A 26,021-nucleotide genomic window follows, 5' to 3' on the forward strand; every position below is an offset into this window, starting at 1 on the left:
ACAAGCCGGCTTTTTCATTTGCGTTTTCCCGGCTGAACCCCTTTATACGCCTTGCCAGCTGGCTGGGCGGCCGCACTCGCAAACGCCGAAAGGCCGCGAGTGAGGAAAGTCCGGGCTCCATGGAGACACGGTGCCGGTTAATGGCCGGCGGGGGCGACCCCAGGGAAAGTGCCACAGAAAGCAAACCGCCACGACTTGTCGGGGTAAGGGTGAAAGGGTGGGGTAAGAGCCCACCGCGCGACTGGCAACAGGAGCGGCACGGTAAACCCCACCGGGAGCAAAACCGAATAGGGGCGGTGCGAGGGGAAACCCTCGAGGGCTGTTTCCGGCTCACCGTCCGGGTAGGTTGCGTGAGGCGCATGGCAACATGCGCCCAAGATGAATGGCCGCCACGTTCTCGTCCCGCAAGAGGCGAGGGCCATACAGAACCCGGCTTACAGGCCAGCTGGCAGTTTCGCCTCGAAAAGAATCCTTTGAGATCAGCAGGTTGCGCCCTCGGGCGCGCCTGTCGATTCAAGCCTTTTCAAATGTTTGTCCATAGGCCCGGCTCAGCCAGTCGCTTGAAGCTGGTGCGATTAATCGTACCATGGTTCGAGAACGATATCAGGAGCCCCGTCATGGGACAGGTCGACAAGCGCAGCATCACGCTTTCCCCGGAACTGGCGCAAGCGGTGGACGATGTGGTCGCCGCCGGCGAATATGCCTCGGCGAGCGAGGTCATCCGCGACGCGCTGCGGCAATGGAAGGATCGTCGCGACCTGCTCGGCTACACGGTCGAGGAATTGCGCAAACTGGTGCAGGGGGGATCGACAGCGGACCGGGTCGATTCGCGTCCATGGATGACATCAAGGCCGAGGCGCGGAGGCGCTTGCGTTCTGACGACGCAGCAGGAATCTGTTGCCCATTGTCCGGAGCGCACGCGCAGAAGAAGATCTGATTGCGATTTGGCAACATATTGCCGACGACAGCGAGACTGCAGCCGATCGACAACTCGACCGCATCGAGGCACGGTGGCAGCAACTGGCCACCTATCCCTTCCCAGGCGCGCCACGTGAGGATATCGCGCCAGGCATCCGTCACCTGGTCCTCGGTGACTATCTTATTCTTTATCGGGTCCGCGGTGACGCGATCGAAATCGTCCGCGTGCTGCACGGCCATCGCAACATCGAGGCTGACGACCTCGGTGCGTGACTGGTTCGTCAGCGGCTGATCCTGTCCAGCGACGTCTCGATGGCCTTCCAAAGCTCTTCCACCGGCTCACAGCCGACCGAAAGGCGGACGAAGCCCGGCGGCACCGCATCGCCTCGCTTCAAACGCCGCTCGGCTGAGGTGTGGACGCCGCCGAAGGAGGTCGCGGCCTCTATCAGCGGGCAATTGTTGATGAAATCCTCGGCCTTCTCCTCCGAGGCGAGTTCGAAGGAAATGAGGAAGCCGAAGCGCTCCATCTGGGCGCGGGCAAGGTTGTGCGAGGGGTCGCCGTTCAAACCGGGAAAACGCAGGCCACGCACCGCGCGGTGTTCCTTCAGCCGTTGCGCGATCGTTTCGGCCGAAGAACACATGCGGTCGAAGCGCACCTCGAGTGTTTCGAGGCCGCGATGCACCAGCCACGCTTCGAACGGTCCGGGAATGCCGCCGGCCATTGCGCGCCAGTCCGTCACCTTGGTGACGATGTCGGCGTTCCGGCTGGCGACGTGGCCGAACAGCACGTCCGAGTGCCCGTTGACCGCCTTGGTGTCGGCGGAGACGACGATATCGGCGCCGAAGTCGAGCGGGCGCTGGCCGAACGGCGTCATCGTCGTGTTGTCGACGACAAGAACCCCGTTTTGTTCGTGGACAGCCTTGGCGATGGCCGAGATGTCGCAAATGTCCAGCCGCGGATTGGACGGGGTTTCCACGAAGACAAGCGAATAGCCTGCGAAGCCGCCATCAAGGAAGGTCGGCGTCGGCCTGGTGTCGCAAACCATGCCGAGCGGCGTCAGGAAGCGTTCGGCCATCGCACGCGTGGCGTGATAGCCGTCCGCCGGCAGGAGCACGCGATCGCCCGATTTCAGGAGCGCGAAAAACACCGACGAAATTGCCGCCATTCCGGAGGGAAAACTCACGCATTGCGCATCTTCCAGATGGCCGAGCACATGTTCCACGGCACGCCAGGTCGGATTGTCGTAACGGCCATATTGATCGATGCCGGTCTCGACGCCCGGCGTGTGAAAGATCGAAGCCATGGTCAGCGGCAAGGGGATCGGGTCGCCGTCGGCGAAATCGCGGCTGCGCAAATGGGACAGTTCGGCGGCGCGTGACTTTGCCGTCTCGGACATGGCTTGATCCTTGTTTTGGGCGGAAGACGTCGCTCGACGCTATGCGGGCGGGTGATCCGCGGCAAGCCCAGGTCTTTTGGGCCAGAGGGCTCTAAACGCTTCGTTAGGCTTAATAGACCATAAAGACGAGACGTGCCGTCAAGGCTGCTCGGATTGGTCGCGATGCGCGTGTTTGTGAAGCCTATTCCCGTTGACGCCCATAGTACCCCATGATATCCCATTCAGACATCAAAGCCTTCGTTCCGCGTCAGTGTAAAGCGTACGCCAATCGGGCAGCCGCGGCGGCTGCGCTTTTGCCGATTTTTGCCTGTGTGGACGCGGCTGATGCGGGGCAGGAAACGCGCTGCGGCGGCGCGTGCGAGACAATGAAGAGGGGTGCGGCGGCGCAAGCGGCTGTAGCGTTTAATGGACCGGTTTCTGTCGAACACGGTGAGCAGGATCGATGCGAAGGGACGGGTGTCCGTTCCGGCGCATTTCCGCGCCGTCGTGCAGAAACGCGGCTATTCGGAACTCTACGCACTGCGCTGCCTCGACCTGCCGGCGATGGATGTCGGCGGGCTCGACCTGCTCGACCGCTACGAGCAGCGCATCGCGCAGGAAGATCCGTTCCTGCAGACGGCGGACGACATGTCCTTCTTCTGTCATGGCGACGGGACCTTCCTGAAACTCGATCAGGACGGCCGCATCACGATGACCGATTTCATCCGCGAGCACACCGGCATTTCGGCGGAGGTGGCCTTTGTCGGGCGCGGCAATTTCTTTCAGATCTGGGAGCCGGGGCGGCTTGCTGCCTATGGGGCGCAGGCACGGGCCCGGCTTTTGCAGCTTCGGCAGGGGACGAAGCCTGGGGAGCGACCGGAATGACGGTGGGCCACGGCGATGACCTTCCTCACGCTGTAGGTGGGCACGCCGTTGGCGGACCGGTCCGCCACATTCCGGTCCTCCTTGGCGAAGTGCTCGAGGCACTGGCGCCGGCGGCGGGCGACATCATCATCGACGGCACGTTCGGCGCCGGCGGCTACACAAAAGCCATTCTGGCGACCGGGGCGTCCGTCGTGGCGATCGACCGCGATCCCGACGCCATCGCGGCCGGACGCGATCTCGAGGCGCAATCGGGCGGCAGGCTGCGGCTGGTGCAGGCGCCGTTCTCGACGCTGGACGAACATGTCGAAAGTGTCGACGGCATCGTGCTCGACATTGGCGTGTCGTCCATGCAGCTCGACCAGGCCGGGCGCGGCTTTTCCTTCCGCGCCGACGGGCCGCTCGACATGCGCATGGCGCAGGCGGGCCTCAGCGCCGCCGACGTCGTCAACAGCTTCAAGCCGGGCGACCTTGCCCGCATCTTCGGCTTCCTCGGTGAGGAGCGTCACGCCGGCCGCATCGCCCGCATGATCGAGGCGCGCCGTGAGAAGCGGCCATTCGAGCGCACGCTGGAACTGGCGGACGCCATCGAGACGCATATCGGCCGCGCGCCCAAGGACAAGATCCATCCTGCCACTCGCGTGTTCCAGGCGCTGCGCATCTACGTCAATGACGAACTTGGCGAATTGGCCAAGGCCCTGTTCGCGGCCGAACGCGCATTGAAGCCGGGCGGGCGCCTGGTGGTGGTGACGTTCCATTCGCTGGAAGACCGCATCGTCAAGCGTTTCATCGCCGACCGGGCCGACGTCGCCACCGGCTCGCGTCATTTGCCCGAGGCGCAGGCGCGCACCGCGACCTTCCGCAAGGCCGGCGGCGGCGTGACGCCAGGTGATGCCGAGACAGCGGCCAATCCGCGTGCCCGTTCGGCCAGGTTGCGCGCGGCGATCCGCACCGAGGCACCGGCGCGTGCCGGCGATTTTTCGATTTTCGGCCTTCCAAAACTTCCCGGCATCAACCAGCCGGGGGAGAGGTAAGCACGTGTTCCGTACCAGCGACATTGTCCTGATCGCCGTCATGGTTTCGGCGGCGGCCCTGACCTACAAGACCAAGCGCGAGGCCGAGGATCAGTTGGCGGCGGTGCAGAAAATCCATACCCAGATCCGCTATGAGGAGGAGACGATCGACCTGCTCAAGGCCGACTGGAGCCTGCTCACGCAGCCGTCGCGGCTGCAGAAGCTGACCGAACTCTACAAGTCGCAGCTCGCGCTCGAGCCGGTCAGCGCACGCCAGATCGTGGGCCTGGGCGATCTTCCGGCAAAGGCCCTGGATATCCAGGACATCCTGAACGGACGTCAAGGCGCCATGGCCGACAATTCCGACAAGGCGCCCTCGGGCGACAAGGACCCCGTCGTCACCGGAGGCATCGCCCAATGATCGGCAAACTGCTGAGGCGTCGCGCCAGGACGGGTGAAGACGGATCGATCGTCGTCGAGGGCGCCCGCAAGGCGACAGGCGGCAAGGGCAAGGCGCGCATCGTGATGACGATGGCGGTGTTCTTCGGCATCTTCTCGACCATTTCAGGCCGGCTGGTCTATCTCGGCTTCCAGACGCCAGATCTGTCGGGCGGCCCGCAGAGCCGGGTCACCGCCTCGCGGCCCGACATTGTCGATCGCAACGGCGAAGTGCTGGCGACCGACATCAAGACAGCGTCGCTGTTCGCGGAGCCGCGCCGCATCGTCGATGCCGACGAGGCGATCGAGAAACTGTCGACCGTGCTGCCCGAGATCGATTACGAGCAGACCTACCACAAGCTCAAGAGCGGCGCCGGATTCGTCTGGCTGCAGCGGCAGCTGACGCCCAAGCAGCAGGCCGATATCATGCAGCTCGGCATTCCCGGTTTCGGCTTTCGCACGGAGAAGCGCCGTTTCTATCCGAGCGGCGAGACCTCGTCCTACATTGTCGGCCTGACCAACATCGACAACCAGGGCATCTCCGGCATGGAGAAATATATCGACGAGCAGGGGCTGAGCGACCTGCAGGCGTCGGGCCTGGCGGTGGCCAAGGATCTCAAGCCGGTGAAGCTTTCCATCGATCTGCGCGTCCAGCACGTGGTGCGCGACGAGATCGCCGCTGGCCTGGAGCGCTACCGCGCCCTGGGCGCCGGCGCCGTCGTGCTCAACGTCAAGACCGGCGAAGTGGTGGCCATGGCCTCGGTGCCGGATTTTGATCCGAACAATCCTTACAATGCACAGGAGAAGGACCGGCTGAACCGGATGTCGGCCGGCCTCTACGAGATGGGTTCGACCTTCAAGAGCTTCACCTCGGCGATGGCGCTCGATTCCGGCAAGGCGACGATGAATAGCCGTTTCGATGCCTCGCATCCGATCCGGGTCGGCCATCAGGCCATTCACGATTTCCACGGCAAGAACCGTGTGCTGTCATTGCCGGAAGTGTTCCTCTATTCGTCCAACATCGGGTCGGCCAGGGAGGCCGAGCTGGTCGGCATCGAGGGGCACCGGGAATTCCTCCATCGCCTTGGCATTCTGGAGAGGATGCAGACCGAACTGCCGGAAGTCGCCCGCCCGACTGAACCGAAGGTCTGGAAACAGGTCAATTCGTTCACGATCGCCTTCGGCCACGGCGTATCGACGACGCCCCTGCAGGCAGCCGTCGGCTGCGCGGCGCTGATGAATGGCGGCTTCCTGATGAACCCGACCTTCCTGGTGCGTACGCAGGCGGAAGCGATGGCCACCGCCAAGAAGGTCGTGAGCGAAAAGACGGTCGAGGGCATGCGCTACCTCTATTCGCTCAACGCCGAGAAGGGCTCGGCCAGAAACGCCAGAGTCCCCGGCTACCGCGTTGGCGGCAAGACCGGAACGGCCGAGAAGGTCATCAACGGCCGCTACTCGAAGGACTTGAATTTCAATACGTTCGTCGCCGCCTTCCCGATGGACGACCCGCAATACCTCGTCTTCACGATTGCCGACGCCCCGCACCCTGAAAAGCCTGGCATGACGGACGTCGCGGCCGCGAATGCAGGGGTTATGGCCGGCAATATCATCAGGCGTTCCGCGGCCATGCTTGGCGTGAAACCAGATTTCAGCCATGAAAATGGTGCAACGTTGGTTTCCTATGAGTGATTCTTAGGGCGCGCCGGCGACTGCGCGCTATTTTATTGCGGTGAACGGAACTCGATGAAGCTCAGAGATCTAGCCGGTGTCCTGCCAGTCGAAGGAACAGCTTCCGCCGATCTGGAGGTTACCGGGATTTCGTCCGATTCCCGGCAGGTAAAGCCCGGCGTCGTCTTTTTTGCGCTCGCCGGTACCAAGGCGGACGGCACGGCCTACGCTGCCGAAGCGGCCAGGCGTGGCGCGCTTGCGATCGTGACAAGCAAAGGCGGTTCCGTTGCCGGACTGCCGGTTCCGGTGCTGGCGGTCGATGATCCGCGCCTGGCGCTGGCGCTGAGTGCTTCCCGCTATTTCGGCAGGCAGCCGCAAACCATGGTGGCGGTGACCGGCACCAGCGGCAAGACCTCGGTCGCCGCCTTCACCAGGCAGATCTGGGAGCAGGCGGGCTATGCCGCGGCTTCGATCGGCACCACCGGCGTGGTGGCGCCAGGCCGCAACGAATATGGCTCGCTGACCACGCCCGATCCGGTCGCCCTGCACCAGTTGCTCAGGGAATTGGCCGATGCCGGCGTCACCCACGCTTCGATGGAGGCTTCCAGCCACGGCCTCGACCAGCGCCGGCTTGACGGCGTGAAGCTGGCGGCTGGCGGCTTCACCAATCTTGGCCGCGACCATATGGATTACCATCCGACGGTCGAGGACTATCACCGCGCCAAGCTGCGCCTGTTCGACACGCTGCTGCCGAAAGGTGCGCCGGCGGTGATCTTCGCCGACGACCCGTGGTCGGCGCCGACCATCCAGGCGGCGCGGGCCGCCGGGCTCGACGTGCTGACGGTTGGCCGCCATGGCGATTTCCTCACGCTGAAGCGGGTCGAGCACGAACGCCATCGCCAGCGCGCCGAAGTGGAGGCCGAGGGCGTGCTTTACGAAATCGATCTGCCGCTGGCCGGCGATTTCCAGATTTCGAACGCGCTGGTTTCGGCGGGGCTTGCCATTTCCACGGGAACACCGGTCGCCAAGGCCTTGATGTCCCTGGAGAAACTGAAGGGCGCGCCGGGCCGGCTCGATCTCGTCGGGACCACCGCCAGTGGTGCGCCGGTCTATGTCGACTATGCCCACAAGCCCGATGCGCTGGAAAATGTGCTGGCTTCGGTGCGCCCGTTCACGACGGGCCGCGTCATGGTCGTGTTCGGCTGCGGCGGCGACCGCGACCGGGGAAAAAGGCCGATCATGGGCGAGATCGCGACCCGGCTTGCCGATGTCGTCATCGTCACCGACGACAATCCGCGCTCCGAAGTGCCCGAAACGATCCGCGCCGCCATCATGGCCGCTGCTCCAGGCGCCATCGAAATCGGCGACCGGCGCAAGGCGATCCACGAGGCCGTGGGCATGCTTCATGCCGGCGACACGCTGATCGTGGCCGGCAAGGGCCACGAGGAAGGCCAGACGATCGGCTCCGAAACCCTGCATTTTTCAGATCACGAGGAAGTCCGCGCCGCTTTGCGGGAGCGTGCCGCATGAGTTTGCTGTGGACCTCCGAGGCGCTGGTTGCCGCCATGGACGGGAGGCCTCTTGGGCCCATGCCCGAAGGCATATCGGGCATTTCGATCGACAGCCGCAGCCTGCAGCCGGGTGACGCCTTCTTCGCTATCAAGGGCGAGGCCATGGACGGCCACGACTTCGCCACCGCGGCCATCAAGGCAGGCGCCGGCGTGCTGGTGGTGGCGGAAGGCAAGCTGCCGTCGCTCGGCCGGCTGACGGCGCCGATCATCGTCGTCGAGGACGTGCTGGTCGCACTGGAAAAGCTCGGCGTCGCATCGCGGAGCCGCTCGCAAGCCAAGATCATCGCCGTCACCGGTTCGGCCGGCAAGACCACCACCAAGGAAGCGCTGCGCCATGTGCTTTCGGCGGTCGGCAAGGTGCACGCCTCGGCGCAGTCCTTCAACAACCATTGGGGCGTGCCGCTGACCCTGGCACGCATGCCCGCCGATTGCAACTATGCCGTGTTCGAGATCGGCATGAACCACCCTGACGAGATCCGGCCGCTGGTGAAGATGGTGCGGCCGCATGTCGCCATCGTCACCATGATCGCGGCCGCCCATCTCGGCTTCTTCCGCAATCTGGACGAGATCGCCAAGGCCAAGGCCGAGATTTTCGAAGGGCTGGAGCCCGAGGGTGCCGCGGTTCTCAACCGCGACGATGCGCGCTTCAAGCTTCTCGACAAGATGGCGCATGCCGCCGGCGTCGAGCATGTCTACGGCTTTGGCGAAAATGCGCGCTCGACCTTCAAGCTCACCAAGTGCGAGTTGCATGCCGACCATTCCGACATCGCGGCCAGGATCAATGGCCATGACATGATCGCCCGTATCGGTGCACCCGGCCGGCACATGGTGCAGAACGTGCTGGCGGTACTGGGCGCGGCGCAACTGGTCGGCGCCGACCTCGACAAGGTAGCACTGGCCCTTGTCGATCTCTCGGCCGAGCGCGGCCGCGGAAAACGCCATGTGCTGCGCCACCCCGGTGGCTCGGCTTCGGGCCACCCCGGTGGCTCGATCACGCTGATCGACGAGAGCTATAACGCCAATCCGGCCTCGATGGCGGCGGCCATGGCACTGCTCAACGCAACGCCGGTGACGGGCGAGGGCCGCCGCATCGCCGTGCTCGGCGACATGCTCGAACTCGGCGAACATTCGGCCAAGCTGCATGCCGCACTGGCCGATCTCATCGTCGGCACCGGCACCCAGACCGTCTTTCTCGGCGGGCCGGAAATGCGGGCGCTGGCGGAAGCGCTGCCAAGCGACATCACGACAGAATACCGCGCCGGCGTCGAGGAACTGAAGCCGGTGCTGCTTGCCGCACTGAGGCCGGGCGACGTGGTGATGATCAAATCGTCGAAGGGCATCGGTTTTGCAAAACTGGTCGATGCGCTGCTGGGGAAGTTCCCGGCTGAAACGACAACCAGCAAACTGACCTAGGTCAAGTCGGGGGACGAAAGCGCATGTTTACACTGCTGGTTGATTTCGCGGACAGGGTCTCCGTCTTCAACGTCTTCCGCTACATCACCTTCCGCACCGGCGGGGCGCTGATCACGTCGGCGCTGATCGTCTTCATCTTTGGGCCGACCATCATCAATTCGCTGAGGCTGCGCCAGGGCAAGGGCCAGCCGATCCGCGCCGATGGACCGCAAACGCATTTCAAGAAAGCCGGCACGCCGACCATGGGCGGCCTGATGATCCTGTCGGGCATCATCGGCTCATCGCTTTTATGGGCGAACCTGTCGAGCATCTATGTCTGGGTGGTGCTTCTGGTGACGCTGGGTTTCGGCTCGATCGGCTTCTATGACGATTATCTGAAGGTGACGAAGCAGTCGCATCTCGGCTTCTCCGGCAAGGCACGGCTGGCGCTCGAATTCGTCATTGCCGGCATCGCCGCCTGGGCAATCATGCATAACGGCCAGGCGCCGTTCTCGTCGTCGCTGACATTCCCCTTCGCCAAGGAATTCATCATCAACCTCGGCTGGTTCTTCATTCCGTTCTCCTGCTTCGTCATCGTCGGCGCGGGCAATGCGGTGAACCTGACCGATGGCCTCGACGGTCTGGCGATCGTGCCTATCATGATCGCGGCGGCCTCCTTCGGCGTCATCGCCTATCTCTCGGGCAATGCGGTGTTCGCCGAATATCTGCAGATCCATTTTGTTCCCGGCACCGGTGAACTGGCGGTCGTGCTGGGCGCTGTCATCGGCGCCGGCCTCGGCTTCCTCTGGTTCAACGCGCCGCCGGCGGCGATCTTCATGGGCGACACCGGTTCGCTGGCCATGGGCGGCCTGATCGGCACGGTGGCGGTCGCCACCAAGCACGAGATCGTGCTGGTCATCGTCGGCGGATTGTTTGTCGTGGAAATCCTGTCGGTCATCATCCAGGTCGGCTACTTCAAGATGACCGGCAAGCGGGTGTTCCTGATGGCGCCGATCCACCATCATTTCGAAAAGCTCGGCTGGACCGAAAGCCAGGTGGTGATCCGGTTCTGGATCATCGCCGTGATCCTGGCGCTGGTCGGCCTGTCGACCCTGAAGCTCAGATAGGAGCCCCCGTTGATCCCCGCCGCATCCTTCGCAGGCAAGCAGGTTTCGCTCTTCGGGCTCGGCGGCTCGGGGATCGCGACGGCGCGCGCGCTGATCGAGGGCGGCGCGCAGGTGCTGGCCTGGGACGATAATCCCGACAGCGTCGCCAAGGCGGCGGCCACCGGCATCGCCACAGCCGACCTGCGCGGCGCCGACTGGGCGAAATTCTCGGCCTTCGTGCTGTCGCCGGGCGTGCCGCTGACCCATCCCAAGCCGCACTGGACGGTGGAATTGGCGCGTGGCGCCGGCGTCGAGGTGATCGGTGATATCGAACTGTTCTGCCGGGAGCGGACGCTCAGCGCGCCAACGGCGCCCTTCATCGCCATCACCGGCACCAACGGCAAGTCGACCACCACCGCGCTGACAGCGCATATCCTGACGGCTTCCGGCCGCGATACCCAGATGGGCGGCAATATCGGCCGCGCGGTGATGACGCTCGATCCGCCGAAGCCCGATCGGCACTATGTCGTCGAATGCTCATCCTACCAGATCGACCTTGCGCCCTCGATCAACCCGACCGCGGGCATCCTGCTCAACCTGACGCCGGACCATCTCGATCGCCACGGCACCATGCAGCACTACGCCTCGATCAAGGAGCGGCTGGTGGCCGGCAGCGAGACGGCGATCATCGGCATCGACGATTCCTGGTGCGCACAGATCGCCGAGCGGCTGGAGCGGGCAGGGCGGCAGGTCATCCGCATTTCCAAGCGGTTGCCGCTGACCGACGGCTATTTCGCCGACGGCACCAATCTGATGGAAGCCGTGCACGGCCGCTATAGCCGCGTCGCCTTCCTCGAAGGCATAGGCTCGCTGCGCGGCCAGCATAATGCGCAGAACGCGCTGGCTGCCGTCGCAGCTTGCCTGAAAGTCGGGCTGGACCTCGGCGAGATCCAGTCGGGGCTCGAAAGCTTCCCGGGTCTCGCCCACCGCATGGAGCAGGTCGGCCGCAAGGACCATGTGCTGTTCGTCAACGACTCCAAGGCGACCAACGCCGATGCGGCGGCACCCGCCCTGTCGAGCTTTCCCCGTATCTACTGGATCGCGGGCGGCCTGCCCAAGGAAGGCGGCATCGAGCCGCTGCGCGGCTTCTTCCCGCGCATCGCCAAGGCCTATCTGATCGGCGAGGCGGCGCCCGCCTTTTCGGCGACACTGGGCGAGGCCGTGCCCTACGAGATTTCAGGCACACTGGCCGCCGCGGTCGCGCATGCCGCGCATGATGCGGCCAGCGACGACAGCGGCGAGGTGGTGGTGCTGCTGTCCCCGGCCTGCGCGAGTTTCGACCAGTTCAAGAATTTCGAAGTTCGCGGCGAAGCCTTCAGGCAAGCTGCGAGCGCTATAGATGGCGTCAAACCCATCGGAGGGGCACGATAATGCAGAGCCGTCTCGATAAAAGTCCCGTCGCGACCTGGTGGTGGACGATCGATCGCTGGTTCCTGGCGGCGTTCCTGTCGCTGATGGGGCTCGGCATCGTCTTGTCCTTCGCCGCCAGCCCGGCGGTGGCCGAACGTATCGGCCTCGACAGTTTCCACTTCGCCACCAGGCAGATCATCTTCACCGTGCCGGCGCTCGGCGTGATGCTGGCCGTCTCCTTCCTCGATTCCAGGGAGATCCGGCGCATGTCGCTGATCATGCTGTGCCTGATGCTGGTGCTGATGGTGGCGGTGCTCTATGTCGGCGTCGAGGTGAAGGGGGCGCGGCGCTGGGTCTCGCTCGCCGGCCTGTCGATCCAGCCGTCGGAGTTCCTGAAGCCGGCCTTCGTCATCATGTGCGCCTGGCTTTTCGCCGAGCACAAGCGACAGCCCGACATTCCGGGCAATCTGTTCGCCATGCTGCTCCTGGTGCTGGTCGTGTCGCTGTTGGTGGCGCAGCCCGACCTTGGCCAGACCATGCTGACGACCGGCACCTGGGGCATCATGTTCTTCATGGCGGGGCTGCCCTGGCTGTGGATCATCGTGCTGGGTGCCGCCGGCGTCGGCGGTGTCTTCGCCGCCTACACGGTGTTTCCGCACGTTGCCTTGCGCATCGACAAGTTCCTCACCGGCGAGGGCGACACGTTCCAGGTCGACATGGGACGCGACGCGCTGATCAATGGCGGCTGGTTCGGCGTCGGGCCGGGCGAGGGTACGGTCAAGCGGGTCATCCCCGACAGCCATGCCGACTTCGTCTTCTCAGTCGCGGGCGAGGAATTCGGGCTGATCATGTGCTTCTTCATCATGTCGATCTTTGCCTTCATCGTGCTGCGCGGCCTCAACACGGCGCTCAAGGAACATGACGATTTCACCCGCTATGCGGTCGGCGGCCTCGTCACCGTGTTCGGCCTGCAGGCCGTCATCAACATGTGCGTCAACCTGCAGCTGGTTCCGGCCAAGGGCATGACGCTGCCCTTCATCTCCTATGGCGGCTCCTCACAGATCGCCATCGCCATCTCGATGGGCATGGTGCTGGCGCTGACGCGCAAGCGGCCGGAAAAACGCAAGCAGATGGGCTTTACGTTGCCGCAACGCGCCCTGCCGGCGGAGTGACATGGCGAGGGGTGTCATCCTTCTCGCGGCGGGCGGAACCGGCGGACATCTGTTTCCGGCCGAGGCGCTGGCGCATGAGCTGATCGAGCGCGGCTGGACGGTGCAGTTGGCGACCGACGAACGCGCCGAGCGGTTTGCCGGCCACTTTCCGGCCACCGCCATCCATCCGATCCAGTCGGCGACGATGGGTTCGAAGAATCCCATCGTCGTGCTCGGTGCCTTCTGGAAAATCTGGCGCGGCGTGCGCCAGGCCTCCGCCATTATCGGCAGGATCAAGCCGGACGCGGTGGTCGGCTTCGGCGGCTACCCGACCCTGCCGCCGCTCTATGCGGCGACGCGGCGCAAGGTGCCGACGCTGATCCACGAGCAGAACGCGGTGATGGGGCGCGCCAACCGGGCGCTGGCCGGCCGTGTCGATGCCATCGCCGGCGGCTTCCTGCCGCAGGATACGAGCGCCGTTGGTGCCAAGACGGTGACGACAGGCAATCCCGTCAGGCCGGCTGTGCTGGAAGCGGCCAAGACGCCCTATGTGGCGTCGACCGGGGAGCAGCCCTTCCGCCTGCTGGTGTTCGGCGGCAGCCAGGGCGCCCAATTCTTCTCCGATGCCATGCCGGGGGCGATCGCGCTGCTTTCGGATGCGCAGCGCAAGCGGCTTGCGATCACCCAGCAGGCGCGCGCCGACGACGTGGCGCGGGTCAAGGCGGCCTATGCCGCCCTTGGCGTCGCCGTCGAGGTCTCGCCCTTCTTCACCGACATGGCGGCGCGCCTGGCGGCGGCGCATCTGGTGATTTCGCGCTCCGGCGCCTCGACCGTCTCGGAAATCGCCGTCATCGGCCGGCCGGCGCTGCTGGTGCCCTATCCCTATGCGCTCGACCACGATCAGGCGGCGAACGCGGCTGCCCTTGCCGCCGCCGGTGGCGGCGAGGTGCATCCGCAATCGACGCTGTCGCCCGAGCGTATCGCTGCCTTGGTTGGCGGTCTGATGGACAATCCCGATCGGCTGGCGGCCATGGCCGCTGGCGCGAAATCGGCCGGCAGGCCCGACGCGGCACGGTTGCTCGCCGATCTCACAGAGGCTATTGCGTCCCGCAAAAGCGTATCGGATTTCAAGAAGGGGACGCACGCATGAAGATGCCGCAGACCATCGGCCTTGTGCATTTCATCGGCATTGGCGGCATCGGCATGAGCGGCATTGCCGAGGTGCTGCACAATCTCGGCTACAAGGTGCAAGGGTCCGACCAGGCCGACAGCGCCAATGTGCAGCGGCTGCGTGACAAGGGCATCGAATGCTTCGTCGGCCACAAGGCCGAGAATCTCGGCGACGCCGAGGTCATCGTCGTTTCGACGGCGATCAAGAAATCCAATCCGGAGCTGAAGGCCGCGCGGGAAAAATTACTCCCCATCGTGCGCCGCGCCGAGATGCTGGCCGAGCTGATGCGCTTCCGCCAGGCGGTGGCGATCGGCGGCACGCACGGCAAGACGACGACGACCTCGATGGTCGCGACCCTGCTCGAAGCCGGCGGGCTCGATCCGACCGTCATCAATGGCGGCATCATCAATGCCTATGGCACCAATGCCCGCATGGGCGATGGCGAGTGGATGGTGGTCGAAGCCGACGAGAGCGACGGCACCTTCCTCAAATTGCCCGCCGACATCGCCGTGGTCACCAACATCGATCCCGAGCATCTCGACCACTATGGCAGTTTCGACAATGTGCGCGAGGCGTTCCGCCAGTTCGTCGAGAACGTACCTTTCTACGGTTTCGGCGTGATGTGCACCGACCACCCGGAAGTCCAGGCGCTGGTCGGCCGCATCGAGGACCGCCGCGTCATCACCTATGGCGAAAACGCGCAGGCCGATGTGCGTTTCACCAACCACCGCATGGCCGGCGCGACCTCCGAGTTCGACGTGGTGATCCGCGACCGCAAGACCGGCAGCCAGAAGACGATAGACGGCCTGCGCCTGCCGATGCCCGGCCGGCACAATGTCTCGAACGCCACCGCGGCGATCGCCGTCGCGCATGAGCTCGGCCTGTCCGCCGAGGCGATCAAGAAGGGCCTGTCGTCCTTCGCCGGTGTCAAGCGCCGCTTCACCCATACGGGGTCCTGGAACGGCGTCGACGTGTTCGACGATTACGGCCACCATCCGGTCGAGATCTCGGCGGTGCTGAAGGCGGCGCGCAGCGCCACCAAGGGCCGCGTCATCGCCATCGCCCAGCCGCACCGTTTCACCCGGCTGCATGATTTGTTCAACGAGTTTTCGGCCTGCTTCAACGACGCCGATACGGTGATGGTCGCGCCTGTCTACGCTGCCGGCGAAGATCCGATCGACGGTGTCACGTCGGACGAACTGGTGTCGCGCATCCGCGCTGGCGGTCACCGCGACGCGCGCTACATAGAGGGGCCGACCGATATCGCGCCAATCATCCGCGATTTGGCCAAGCCTGGTGATTTCGTTGTCTTTCTTGGTGCCGGCAACATCACCCAATGGGCCTATGCCTTGCCCAAGGAGCTTGCCGCCTCATGATGCACGGCCAGGCCCTGATCGACGGACTCGGCGACCGGCTTGCCGGCCTGCGCGGCCGTCTCACGCCGAATGCCGAGATGGACAAGATCACCTGGTTCCGCGCCGGCGGCCTGGCCGAGGTGCTGTTCCAGCCGGCGGACGAAGAGGATCTGGCCGCGTTCCTGCGCGCGGTTCCTGAAGAGATACCTCTCACCGTCGTTGGCATCGGCTCGAACCTGCTGGTCAGGGATGGCGGCATTCCGGGCTTCGTCATCAGGCTTTCGGCCAAGGGCTTTGGCGAGGCGGAGGTCGTTTCACCGATCAGGATAAAGGCCGGCGCGGCGACGCCCGACAAGCGCGTGGCCGCCCTGGCGCTGGAAGCGGGCATTGGCGGCTTCCATTTCTATCACGGCATTCCGGGCGCCGTTGGCGGCGCGCTCAGGATGAATGCCGGCGCCAATGGCGTCGAGACGCGCGAGCGTGTCGTCGAGGTGCGCGCGCTCGAACGCAAGGGCAATGTCCAGAGGCTGAGCAATGCCGAGATGGGCTATGCCTATCGCCATTCGGCGGCGCCCGCCGGGCTGATCTTCACATCGGCCGTGTTCGAGGGCTTCGCCGAGGACAAGGCCACGATCAAGGCGGCGATGGATGCGGTGCAAAACCATCGCGAGACCGTGCAGCCGATCCGCGAGAAGACCGGGGGCTCGACCTTCAAGAACCCGGAAGGCACGTCGGCCTGGAAGGAGATCGACAAGGCGGGCTGCCGCGGCCTGATGATCGGTGGCGCGCAGATGTCGCCGATGCACTGCAATTTCATGATCAACACCGGCACGGCGACCGGTTACGACCTCGAATATCTTGGCGAGACGGTGCGTGCGCGGGTGCTCGAACATTCCGGCATCCGGTTGCAGTGGGAGATCAAGCGCATCGGCAATTTCCGTGCCGGACATGCAGTGCAGGAATTTTTGGGCCAGCTGCTTTAGCGCCGGTTGAAGTTCATGTGATGGATGAACTTCAACGCGTTCCCAGAACGCACAAACCGTTGCTCCGGGGACTCAGTGACGCGGTTTTCGCATCCATTTTCTCAGAAAGTGAATCTCTCGGAATCATAAGTACTTGCCAGTGAATCAACTCTCTGATTCTCTGCTCGAAAGCGTTTCCTGATTTGAGTCGTTCGACGCGTTACCCGCGTTTTCCGTCTGGGGGGCATCCTGCCGGGAGACTCGGACTCAATGTTGCGGAAATCTTGGTTTTTGGTCCGCCGTGAGAGGGGATGACGGGGAATGAAAAGCAAGCATGTGGCCGTCCTGCTGGGAGGTTTTTCGTCCGAGCGGCCCGTGTCCCTGTCTTCCGGAAAGGCCTGTGCCGATGCTCTGGAGAAGGAAGGCTATCAGGTGACCCGCGTCGATGTGGGGCGCGATGTCGGCTCCGTGCTTGCCGAACTCAAGCCTGACGTCGCCTTCAATGCGTTGCATGGTCCCTTCGGCGAGGATGGTACCATCCAGGGTATCCTCGAATATCTCGGCATTCCCTATACTCATTCCGGCGTGCTCGCCTCGGCGCTCGCCATGAACAAGGAGCAGGCGAAGAGGGTCGTCAAGTCGCTCGGCGTTCCCGTTGCCGAATCGAAGGTCGCCAATCGCTTTGCCATCCAGAACAAGCACCCGATGAAGCCGCCCTATGTGATCAAGCCGGTCAGCGAGGGGTCGAGCTTCGGTGTCGTTATCGTCTCCGAGGGGCAGTCTCATCCGCCGCAGGTCGTTGGGTCGTCCGAGTGGAAATATGGCGATACCGTCATGGTCGAGCGCTATATCCATGGGCGGGAGCTGACCTGCGCCGTCATGGGTGACGTGGCGCTTGGTGTCTGCGAGATCATTCCGACGGGGCATTCCTTCTACGATTACGATTCAAAATATGTCGCGGGCGGATCAAAACACGAATGCCCCGCAAAAGTTTCACCGAATATTTACCAAAAAATACAGACACTGGCGCTCAAGGCTCACCAAGCTGTCGGCTGTCGGGGCGTTTCCCGGTCGGACTTCCGTTATGACGATCGTCACTCCGAAAATGGCGAGGTTGTATGGCTCGAGGTCAACACTCAGCCGGGCATGACGCCGACGTCTTTGGTGCCTGAAATCGCAGCCCATGCCGGGCATTCGTTTGGTGAATTGTTGAGTTGGATGGTGGAGGACGCTTCGTGTCTGCGTTGAAATGGGGACAAGGCAAGGAGAGGGGCGCGGCTGGGCCGTCGCTGTTCGGCTTGTCGCTGTCATCGGGCCATTTCGTGCTGCCGCGCGTGCTTCGCCGCCCGGTGCGCATCCTGGCGCGCCTTGGTGACGGTGAATTCGAGGCGCCGCGTTTCTCCGCGGCGATGATGTCGGCGGTGCTGCTCGCTTCGAGTGGCGCCTATGGCGCCTATCTCGGCGGCCACGCAGATGGCATCATCCAGAGCATCACTGCCCGCACCGGCTTTGCCGTCGATCAAGTCAAGGTGGTCGGCAATCGCCAGACCTCCGAGATCGACATTCTCGACAGGCTCGAACTTGATGGCTGGACGTCGCTGATCGGCTTCGATGCCGAGGCCGCGCGCGAGCGCATTTCCGGCCTGCCCTGGATCGAGATGGCGGCGGTGCGCAAGGTCTACCCGCATACGCTGGAAGTGCGCGTCGAGGAACGCGAGGCCTTCGCGCTCTGGCAGCAGGGCAACGATCTCTCGGTCATCGAGAGGGATGGTGCCGTCATCGCGCCGTTCTCCGGCGGCAAGCAGGTGCTGCTGCCGCTGCTGATCGGCGAGGGCGCGCCGGCCAAGGCGCCCGACTTCCTGGCCAAGATCGAGAAATATCCCGACTTCGCGAGCCGCGTGAAAGGCTATATCCGCGTCGGCGACCGGCGCTGGGACCTGAAGCTGGACAATGGTATCACGGTCAAGCTGCCCGAGAATGACGAGGACCAGGCGCTCGCCGAACTGATCAAGATGGATCATGACAAGGGGCTGCTGTCGCGCGACATTGCCGCAGTCGACATGCGGCTCACCGACCGGCTGGTCGTCGAGCTGACGCCCGAGGCGGCGACTCAGCGCGAGGCCGCCCTCAACGAGAAGCCGAAAACCCTCAAGCGCAAGCCGGAGACGAAGATATGAGCTGGCTTGGCGGTTCTGGCGATGCCTCGTCGCGCCGGTCCGGCACCCTCACGGTGCTGGACGTCGGCTCGAACAAGGTCTGCTGCATGGTGGCCAAGCTCAAGCCGAACGATGACGGCAAGCTCTTGCGCGGCCGCTCGCACCGTATCCAGGTGATCGGCATCGGCCACCAGAAGTCGCAAGGCGTGAAGTCAGGCGTGGTCGTCGATCTCGACCGGGCCGAGCATGCCATCCGGCTGTCGGTGGATGCCGCCGAGCGCATGGCGGGACTGACGGTCGATTCGCTCATCGTCAACATGACCGCCGGCCGGCTGAAGAGCGAAGCTTTCTCCGCGACCATCAATCTCGGCGGCCATGAGGCGGATGAGGCCGACATCAAGCGGGTGCTCGGCGCCGGCGCCAAGCAGGCGCTCAAGGCCGAGCGCGAGGTGATCCATTCGTTGCCCGTCGGCTTCTCTCTGGATGCCGAACGCGGGGTGCGCGATCCGCGCGGCATGGTCGGCGACGCGCTCGGCGTCGACATGCATGTGCTGACGGGGGACGCGGCACCAATGCGCAATCTCGAGCTCTCCATCAACCGCTCGCATCTGTCGGTCGAGCGCATGGTGGCGACGCCCTATGCCAGCGGACTGGCGGCGCTCGTCGATGACGAGCTGGAGCTGGGTGCTGCCTGCATCGACATGGGCGGCGGCACGACCACGATCTCGGTGTTTTCGGAAGGCAAGTTCGTCCATGGCGATGCCATCGCGATCGGTGGCAACCACGTCACGCTCGACATGGCCAAGGGGCTCTCGACCTCGCTCGATGCCGCCGAGCGGCTCAAGGTGATGCATGGTTCGGCGTTGCCGGGCAGCGCCGACGACCGCGACCTGGTCTCGATCCAGCCGATCGGCGATGACGGCGACGTGCCGCTGCAGATACCGCGTTCGGTGATGACGCGCATCGTGCGCGCCCGCATCGACGAGACGCTCGAATTGCTGCGCGACCGGCTGAACAAATCCGGCTACGGCAATGCGGTCGGCAAGCGCGTCGTGCTTACCGGCGGCGCCAGCCAGCTGGCCGGCCTGCCGGAAGCGGCGCGCCGCATCCTGGGGCGCAATGTGCGCATCGGCCGTCCGCTCGGCGTGGCGGGCCTGCCCGAAGCGGCGAAGGGGCCGGCGTTCTCGGCCGCCGTCGGGCTTCTGATCTATCCGCAGATGGCGAGTTTCGAGAGCCATCCGGCGAAAGGCATTTCCGGTCTCAGGATGACTGGAACGGGTGGAAAACTGCATCGCATGAGTCAGTGGTTGAGAGACAGTTTCTAATTGACGGGGACAGCCCCATAGGCGGCCGCGGCGGCGAAGCGGCGTGAAAGGCAAAGGACGGAGACAATGACCATCAATCTGCAGAAGCCGGACATCACCGAGCTTAAGCCGCGCATCACCGTGTTCGGTGTGGGCGGCGGCGGCGGCAATGCCGTGAACAACATGATCACCGCGGGCTTGCGCGGTGTCGAGTTCGTCGTGGCCAACACCGACGCGCAGGCGCTGACCATGTCGAAGGCCGACCGGCTGATCCAGCTTGGCGCGCATGTCACCGAAGGCCTCGGCGCCGGCTCGCAGCCGGAAGTCGGTCGCGCGGCGGCGGAAGAATGCATCGACGAGATCATCGATCACCTGTCCAACACCCATATGTGCTTCGTCACCGCCGGCATGGGCGGCGGCACCGGCACCGGTGCTGCTCCGGTTGTTGCCCGCGCCGCGCGCGAGAAGGGTATCCTCACCGTCGGCGTCGTCACCAAGCCGTTCCACTTCGAGGGCCAGCGCCGCATGAAGACGGCCGACATGGGCATCGAGGAACTGCAGAAATGCGTCGACACGCTGATCGTCATCCCCAACCAGAACCTGTTCCGGCTGGCCAATGACAAGACCACCTTCGCCGATGCCTTCGCCATGGCCGACCAGGTGCTCTATTCCGGTGTTGCCTGCATCACCGACCTGATGGTCAAGGAAGGCCTGATCAACCTCGACTTCGCCGACGTGCGCTCGGTGATGCGCGAGATGGGCAAGGCGATGATGGGCACCGGCGAGGCTTCGGGCGAGGGCCGCGCGATGGCCGCCGCCGAAGCCGCGATCGCCAACCCGCTGCTCGACGAGACCTCGATGAAGGGCGCCAAGGGCCTGCTGATCTCGATCACCGGCGGCCGCGACCTGACCCTGTTCGAAGTCGACGAAGCGGCGACCCGCATCCGCGAGGAAGTCGACCAAGACGCCAACATCATCCTGGGCGCCACCTTCGACGAGGAACTCGAAGGCGTCATCCGAGTCTCGGTCGTCGCCACCGGCATCGACAAGTCGGCGGCTGAAATTGCAGCCGCGCCGATCTCGATCCGTACGGCGCCGCAGAAGCCGGCCGCCCGTCCGGCCGTGGCCGCGGTGGAAAGCCGCCCGGCACCGGTCCAGCAGCCTGTCTATGAGCCGCGTGCCGCCGACCCGGTCGCCGAGGCCATCCAGCTGGCCGAGGCGAACGCCGCGGCCATGGCGCAGGCTCGCCCGGCCCCGGTCGCCCATGCGGATGATTTCCGCCCGCAGAGCAAGATCTTCCAGGCGCCCCCGGCACAGCCGCAGCCCATGCCGCAGCCGGTCGTCCAGCAGATGATGCAGCCGGCCCCGCAGCCGCGCGAAATACTGCGTGAGGTCCCGCAGCCGGTGGCGATGGCGCCGCAGCGCATGCCGCGCGTCGAGGACTTCCCGCCGGTGGTCAAGGCCGAGGTGGACGCCAAGAGCCGTCCGGCGGACCACGAGAACAACAGCGGACCGATGGGTCTGTTGAAGCGCCTGACCAATGGCCTGACCCGCCGCGAAGAGGAGCCGGCACGGCTGCAGCCAGCCCAGCCGCGCGAGCCCAAGCTGCGCCAGGCGGCTCCCGAAGTGCGCCGTCTTGCCAGCCAGGACGCGCAGCTCTACGCGCCGCGCCGCGGCCAGCTGGATGACCAGGGCCGCCTGACGCCGCAGACCAGGGCGACTCAGGACGACGATCAGCTGGAGATTCCGGCGTTCCTGCGCCGCCAGGCCAACTGAACCGTTAACGGACTGTAACAATCGTTAACAGGCAAGCAAGGAATTGCTTGCCTGTTAACGTTTTAAATGCTGTAAAATCAATCGGTTATGGCTCCGTACATGTTCCAGTTCGCGGTTACAAAGAGTAAGAAACCGTGATTTGGAGTCTCCCGACCGGGACATTATCTTCGCTGCCTACCATAGTCGGTCTGCCGGGATTTCGGGGAAGTGGCCCTGCCTGCCGATTTCACAAGAGCCGCGCCCTCGGGCTGGAGAAGCGGACCTAGGCATTTTCGGGCTTATGGGGATTGTCTTGCACGACTACCAGACGACAGTGAAGACGCGCGCGTCGCTTACAGGCACCGGCGTTCACAGCGGCAAAGAAGTTTCCATCAGTTTCCTGCCCGCGGATGCCGATACCGGCATCGTGTTCCAGCTGATCGGTGGAGAAGGGCAGGGCCGCGAGTTCCGTGCTCTGTTTTCCGAGATCGGCGCCACCGACCTTTGCACCATGCTTGGCGATCCCTCGGGCGAGCATATCGCCACTGTCGAGCACATCATGGCCGCGCTGCTCGGGCTCGGCATCGACAATGTCCTCATCGAAATCGATGGCCACGAGGTTCCGATCCTCGATGGCAGCGCCATCGCCTTCGTGGAAGCCATAGACCAGGCGGGCATCGAGACGTTGCAGGTCAAGCGGCGCTACATCAGGGTCGTCAAGCCGGTCCGCATCGAGAACGGTGCATCCTGGGCCGAGTTCAGGCCCTATGACGGCACCCGCTTCGAGATCGAGATCGATTTCGAAAGCCCGGCCATCGGCCGCCAGCTCTTCGCCTCGGATATCAATGCGGACATTTTCCGCCGTGATATCGCGCGCGCGCGCACCTTCGGCTTCATGAAGGATGTCGAACGGCTGTGGGCCGCCGGCTATGCGCTTGGCTCGTCGCTCGAGAACTCGCTGGTGATCGGCGACGACAACCGGGTCATCAACATGGGCGGCCTGCGTTATCCCAACGAATTCGTGCGTCACAAGACGCTCGACGCCATGGGCGACCTGGCGCTGGCCGGAGCCCGTTTCATAGGCTGTTTCCGCTCCTATCGCGGCGGCCACAGGCTGAACGCGGCCGCGCTGCGCCGCCTGCTGTCGGACCGCACGGCCTTCGAGATCGTCGAGACCACACGCCGCGAGCGTGGCCGCGCGGCGGAGATGAGCGCCGTCAATGCGCCGCTCTACGCGCCCTGGATGATCTGAGTCCCGCGACGTTTTCGCCCCGATGACGGGGGAGCCGAGTGTTGCAGGAATGCATCACCAGCAGGCGAAATTGCAGGGACGTCTCGGCGCAGGCCGGCCGCCACAAAAATGCGCGATTGGCTAGACATAGCGTTGCCGGGCAAGGCGGTTATGGTTTATGGCTGCTGCCGTCGATTAGTGCATGTCGCTCAAAAGTGGGGACCAATTTTGGGACAGCAGCATGCAAGAGGCATTAAAATAACGCCGAAAGGGCGCAATCCAATCATGTTCTTCAAGCGAGTCGGTCAATCGAAAGCGCCCCAGCGGTCTGTTCTCCTGGCGCTTTCGCTGGTTGTTCCATCGCTCTTCCTGTCGGCCTGCATGTCGTCGGAGAAAGACATCGACCTGTCGACCTATGTCGACCAGACCGAGCCGGCCGACGTCCTCTACAATCAGGGCCTCGCCAACATGAACGCGGGGCGCCTGGATGAGGCGAGCAAGAAGTTCGACGCCGTCGATCGCCAGCATCCTTATTCGGAATGGGCCCGTAAATCGATGGTCATGGGCGCTTTCGCCGACTATCGAAAGGGCAGCTACGACGACGCTATTTCGTCGGCCAAGCGCTATCTGGCGCTTTATCCGTCCACCGATGACGCGCCCTATGCGCAGTACATCATCGGCCTGAGCTACTATCGCCAGATCAAGGACGTGACGCAGGATCAAAAGGAAGCACGCCAGACCCTGCAGACGATGCAGGATCTCGTGACGCGCTGGCCGAATTCGGAATATGTCGACGACGCCAAGGAGAAGATGCGCTTCGCCAACGACCAGCTCGCCGGCAAGGAAATGCAGATCGGGCGCTATTATCTGGAGCGCCGTGAATACATCGCCGCCGTCAAGCGCTTCCGCACCGTGGTGGAGAACTATTCCAACACGCGCCATGTCGAGGAAGCACTCGCCCGCCTGACCGAAAGCTATTACGCGATGGGGCTGACCTCGGAGGCCCAGACGGCAGCCGCCGTGCTCGGCACCAACTATCCCGACAGCCCATGGTACAAGGATTCCTACAAGCTCCTGCAGAGCAACGGACTGGCGCCGCGCGAGAATGCCGGATCGTGGATATCCAAGGCCGGAAAGCTGATCACCGGCGCCTGATACTGGAGCGGTTCGCCGATTAACGGAGACGGCGACCCGCTCTATCTCTTTGTTTTTGACGCAATTCCCCGTTTCACACTTTTCTTGGAATTGCTCTAGAGCGCGTCGCGGCGAAGCGCATTTTCGGATTGATCCGACGCTGAAACAAAAAGATAGTGCGGCGCTGCGACTCCGGTTGGTCGCGTGCCGCTCCACGGGCGGTTCTGTGGTTTGATTGAGCCGCTGAACCGTTCTATCTCTTGTTGACGCGATTCCGGACGGAAAGCCGTTACGCACTTTTCCTGGAATTGCTTGAGGTCCGGGTTCTGATGCTTTCCAGACTGTCGATCCGCGATATCGTCCTGATCGAGAAGCTGGATATCGACTTCCAGCCGGGCCTTTCCGTGCTGACGGGCGAAACCGGCGCCGGCAAATCCATCCTGCTCGATGCCCTGTCGCTGGCGCTTGGCGCGCGTGGCGACGCCTCGCTGGTGCGCCATGGCGCGGCACAAGGCCAGGTCATTGCCGTGTTCGATGTGCCGCGAAACCATCCGGTGCGCGCGCTGCTCGTCGAAAACGCCATCGAGGATGACGGCGACATCATCCTGCGCCGCGTGCAGACGGCGGACGGCCGCACCCGCGTCTTCGTCAACGACCAGCCATCCAGCGTGACCCTGATGCGCGATGTCGGCCGCGCGCTGGTCGAAATCCACGGCCAGCACGATGAGCGCGCCTTGGTCGATCCCGGAGCGCACCGGGATGTGCTCGACGCCTTCGGCGGCCATCTTGGCGCGGTTCGGTCGACCGGCGAGGCCTGGCGGCACTGGCGCGGCTGCGAGCAGGAACTTACGCGCCACCGCGCCAAGGTGGCGGCGGCGGCCCGCGAGGCCGACTATCTGCGCGCCGCGGTCGCGGAACTGACCAGGCTCGATCCGCAGCCCGGCGAGGAAACGGAACTTGCCGAACTGCGCGCCCACATGATGCGCGCCGAGAAGATCGCTTCCGAAATCCATGATGCGCAGGATGTGCTGTCCGGTCCGTCGTCACCCTTGCCGCAACTCGCCAGCCTGCTGAGGCGCCTGCAGCGCAAGGCGACGGAGGCGCCGGGCCTGCTCGAGGACGTGGTCAAGTCGCTCGACGAAGCCATGTTGTCTCTCGACGCGGCACAGTCTGGCGTCGAGGCAGCACTTCGAGCCACCGAATATGACCCGCAGCGACTGGAGAAGGCGGAGGAACGGCTGTTTTCGCTGCGCGCGGCTTCACGCAAGCACAGCGTTGCGGTCGACGATCTGGCGCAATTGCGCGACACGATGGTGGCGGACCTCGCCGATCTCGACGCTGGCGAGGAGCGGCTGCATGGGCTGGAAAAGCAGGCCGCCGCGGCGCGTGAAGCCTATGACATCGCCGCCGCGCAGCTTTCCTCGCTTCGTCACGCGGCGGCCGTTGGCCTGACCAAGGCCGTGATGGCCGAATTGCCCGCGCTGAAGCTCGAACGCGCAGCCTTCATCGTCGAGATGAAGAGCGAGGCCGAGACCCGCATGGAAGAGGGCATAGACCAGATCGAGTTCTGGGTGCGCACCAATCCCGGCACGCGGCCCGGGCCGATGATGAAGGTGGCGTCCGGCGGCGAGCTGTCGCGCTTCCTGCTGGCGTTGAAGGTGGCGCTGGCCGACCGTGGCTCGGCGCCGACACTGGTTTTCGACGAAATCGACACCGGCGTCGGTGGCGCCGTGGCAGACGCCATCGGCCAGAGGCTGGCGCGGCTGTCGAAGCGCGTGCAGGTGCTGTCGGTGACCCACGCGCCGCAGGTGGCGGCGCGCGCGGCGACGCATTTCCTGATCTCCAAATCGGGCGGCGCCGATCGTGTGGCGACCGGCATCGCCGAGATGGACAGGACGGCACGGCAGGAAGAGATCGCCCGCATGCTGGCCGGCGCAACGATCACCGACGAGGCACGCGCGGCCGCCGAGCGGCTGCTGCGCGAAAACACAAACGCGGCGTAACAATATCCGGCGTCACGGATCGAGT

General features: G+C 64.3%; 22 protein-coding genes and 1 other RNA gene. 22 read left to right on the forward strand and 1 reads right to left on the reverse strand.

The features are described from left to right. Positions 1-54: 54 nt before the first annotated feature. The 3 genes from rnpB to EB815_RS18405 all read left to right on the forward strand — a co-directional run bounded on the left by rnpB (position 55) and on the right by EB815_RS18405 (position 1,191). An RNA gene (gene rnpB, locus EB815_RS18395) (RNase P RNA component class A) lies at positions 55-453 on the forward strand. 164 nt (positions 454-617) lie between these two features. After that, positions 618-1,055 carry a ribbon-helix-helix domain-containing protein gene (locus EB815_RS18400; protein WP_244494104.1) on the forward strand — a complete coding sequence of 146 codons (438 nt, stop codon included), beginning with the start codon at positions 618-620 and terminating at the stop codon, positions 1,053-1,055. Next, a complete protein-coding gene (locus EB815_RS18405) occupies positions 955-1,191 on the forward strand; it encodes a type II toxin-antitoxin system RelE/ParE family toxin (RefSeq protein ID WP_348626812.1) in 237 nt (78 codons plus the stop codon). Before EB815_RS18400 ends, EB815_RS18405 begins: the two co-directional genes overlap by 101 nt. 8 nt (positions 1,192-1,199) lie before the next feature. Here the strand turns inward: EB815_RS18405 and EB815_RS18410 are convergent, their stop codons facing one another. Further along, positions 1,200-2,315 (reverse strand): cystathionine gamma-lyase, encoded by a 1,116-nt coding sequence (locus EB815_RS18410; RefSeq protein ID WP_056573302.1) that lies wholly within the window; start codon positions 2,313-2,315, stop codon positions 1,200-1,202. Between the two features lie 405 nt (positions 2,316-2,720). On the opposite strand from EB815_RS18410, the gene mraZ reads away from it, so the two are divergent. From mraZ to recN, 19 genes are all read left to right on the forward strand, one after another. After that, positions 2,721-3,179: a division/cell wall cluster transcriptional repressor MraZ gene (gene mraZ, locus EB815_RS18415; RefSeq protein WP_056573299.1), complete on the forward strand. Its 459-nt coding sequence runs from the start codon at positions 2,721-2,723 to the stop codon at positions 3,177-3,179. Then, the gene (gene rsmH, locus EB815_RS18420) at positions 3,176-4,210 is read left to right on the forward strand and encodes a 16S rRNA (cytosine(1402)-N(4))-methyltransferase RsmH (protein WP_056573296.1); all 1,035 of its coding nucleotides are present in this window, start codon (positions 3,176-3,178) and stop codon (positions 4,208-4,210) included. Before mraZ ends, rsmH begins: the two co-directional genes overlap by 4 nt. A 4-nt stretch (positions 4,211-4,214) precedes the next feature. Next, complete coding sequence (ftsL, locus tag EB815_RS18425; protein ID WP_056573294.1) at positions 4,215-4,610, forward strand: cell division protein FtsL; 396 nt, start codon at positions 4,215-4,217, stop codon at positions 4,608-4,610. Then, a complete protein-coding gene (locus tag EB815_RS18430) occupies positions 4,607-6,316 on the forward strand; it encodes a peptidoglycan D,D-transpeptidase FtsI family protein (RefSeq protein WP_056573290.1) in 1,710 nt (569 codons plus the stop codon). The genes ftsL and EB815_RS18430 overlap by 4 nt, the downstream gene beginning before the upstream one ends. Positions 6,317-6,370: 54 nt before the next feature. Then, positions 6,371-7,825: a UDP-N-acetylmuramoyl-L-alanyl-D-glutamate--2,6-diaminopimelate ligase gene (locus EB815_RS18435; RefSeq protein ID WP_056573287.1), complete on the forward strand. Its 1,455-nt coding sequence runs from the start codon at positions 6,371-6,373 to the stop codon at positions 7,823-7,825. Next, positions 7,822-9,279, forward strand: coding sequence for a UDP-N-acetylmuramoylalanyl-D-glutamyl-2,6-diaminopimelate--D-alanyl-D-alanine ligase (locus EB815_RS18440; protein WP_056573283.1), 1,458 nt, complete (start codon positions 7,822-7,824; stop codon positions 9,277-9,279). The genes EB815_RS18435 and EB815_RS18440 overlap by 4 nt, the downstream gene beginning before the upstream one ends. A gap of 23 nt (positions 9,280-9,302) precedes the next feature. Then, complete coding sequence (gene mraY / locus EB815_RS18445; RefSeq protein ID WP_056573280.1) at positions 9,303-10,385, forward strand: phospho-N-acetylmuramoyl-pentapeptide-transferase; 1,083 nt, start codon at positions 9,303-9,305, stop codon at positions 10,383-10,385. A 9-nt stretch (positions 10,386-10,394) separates the two neighbouring features. After that, the gene (murD, locus tag EB815_RS18450; RefSeq protein ID WP_056573275.1) at positions 10,395-11,795 is read left to right on the forward strand and encodes a UDP-N-acetylmuramoyl-L-alanine--D-glutamate ligase; all 1,401 of its coding nucleotides are present in this window, start codon (positions 10,395-10,397) and stop codon (positions 11,793-11,795) included. Continuing rightward, positions 11,795-12,946 (forward strand): putative lipid II flippase FtsW, encoded by a 1,152-nt coding sequence (ftsW, locus tag EB815_RS18455; protein WP_056573273.1) that lies wholly within the window; start codon positions 11,795-11,797, stop codon positions 12,944-12,946. Before murD ends, ftsW begins: the two co-directional genes overlap by 1 nt. A 1-nt stretch (position 12,947) precedes the next feature. Then, the gene (gene murG, locus EB815_RS18460) at positions 12,948-14,075 is read left to right on the forward strand and encodes an undecaprenyldiphospho-muramoylpentapeptide beta-N-acetylglucosaminyltransferase (protein ID WP_056573270.1); all 1,128 of its coding nucleotides are present in this window, start codon (positions 12,948-12,950) and stop codon (positions 14,073-14,075) included. Next, positions 14,072-15,472: a UDP-N-acetylmuramate--L-alanine ligase gene (gene murC, locus EB815_RS18465; RefSeq protein ID WP_056573267.1), complete on the forward strand. Its 1,401-nt coding sequence runs from the start codon at positions 14,072-14,074 to the stop codon at positions 15,470-15,472. Before murG ends, murC begins: the two co-directional genes overlap by 4 nt. Then, positions 15,469-16,434, forward strand: a complete 966-nt coding sequence (gene murB / locus EB815_RS18470) for a UDP-N-acetylmuramate dehydrogenase (RefSeq protein WP_065005566.1) — start codon at positions 15,469-15,471, stop codon at positions 16,432-16,434. The genes murC and murB overlap by 4 nt, the downstream gene beginning before the upstream one ends. Positions 16,435-16,734: 300 nt before the next feature. Beyond that, positions 16,735-17,661 (forward strand): D-alanine--D-alanine ligase, encoded by a 927-nt coding sequence (locus tag EB815_RS18475; protein ID WP_056573258.1) that lies wholly within the window; start codon positions 16,735-16,737, stop codon positions 17,659-17,661. Next, entirely contained in the window at positions 17,649-18,590 is a 942-nt protein-coding gene (locus tag EB815_RS18480; RefSeq protein ID WP_056573255.1) for a cell division protein FtsQ/DivIB, read from the forward strand. The genes EB815_RS18475 and EB815_RS18480 overlap by 13 nt, the downstream gene beginning before the upstream one ends. Next, a complete protein-coding gene (gene ftsA / locus EB815_RS18485; protein WP_010910249.1) occupies positions 18,587-19,894 on the forward strand; it encodes a cell division protein FtsA in 1,308 nt (435 codons plus the stop codon). Before EB815_RS18480 ends, ftsA begins: the two co-directional genes overlap by 4 nt. Before the next feature lie 66 nt (positions 19,895-19,960). Then, positions 19,961-21,649: a cell division protein FtsZ gene (ftsZ, locus tag EB815_RS18490; RefSeq protein ID WP_056573252.1), complete on the forward strand. Its 1,689-nt coding sequence runs from the start codon at positions 19,961-19,963 to the stop codon at positions 21,647-21,649. A 280-nt stretch (positions 21,650-21,929) separates the two neighbouring features. Beyond that, the gene (gene lpxC / locus EB815_RS18495; protein WP_056573250.1) at positions 21,930-22,880 is read left to right on the forward strand and encodes a UDP-3-O-acyl-N-acetylglucosamine deacetylase; all 951 of its coding nucleotides are present in this window, start codon (positions 21,930-21,932) and stop codon (positions 22,878-22,880) included. Positions 22,881-23,144: 264 nt separating this feature from the next. Continuing rightward, positions 23,145-24,014 carry an outer membrane protein assembly factor BamD gene (locus EB815_RS18500; RefSeq protein ID WP_056573247.1) on the forward strand — a complete coding sequence of 290 codons (870 nt, stop codon included), beginning with the start codon at positions 23,145-23,147 and terminating at the stop codon, positions 24,012-24,014. A gap of 308 nt (positions 24,015-24,322) precedes the next feature. Then, positions 24,323-25,996 (forward strand): DNA repair protein RecN, encoded by a 1,674-nt coding sequence (recN, locus tag EB815_RS18505; RefSeq protein WP_056573244.1) that lies wholly within the window; start codon positions 24,323-24,325, stop codon positions 25,994-25,996. Positions 25,997-26,021: the final 25 nt, after the last annotated feature.

The sequence above is a fragment of the Mesorhizobium loti genome (assembly GCF_013170705.1).
Lineage (GTDB): Bacteria > Pseudomonadota > Alphaproteobacteria > Rhizobiales > Rhizobiaceae > Mesorhizobium > Mesorhizobium loti_D.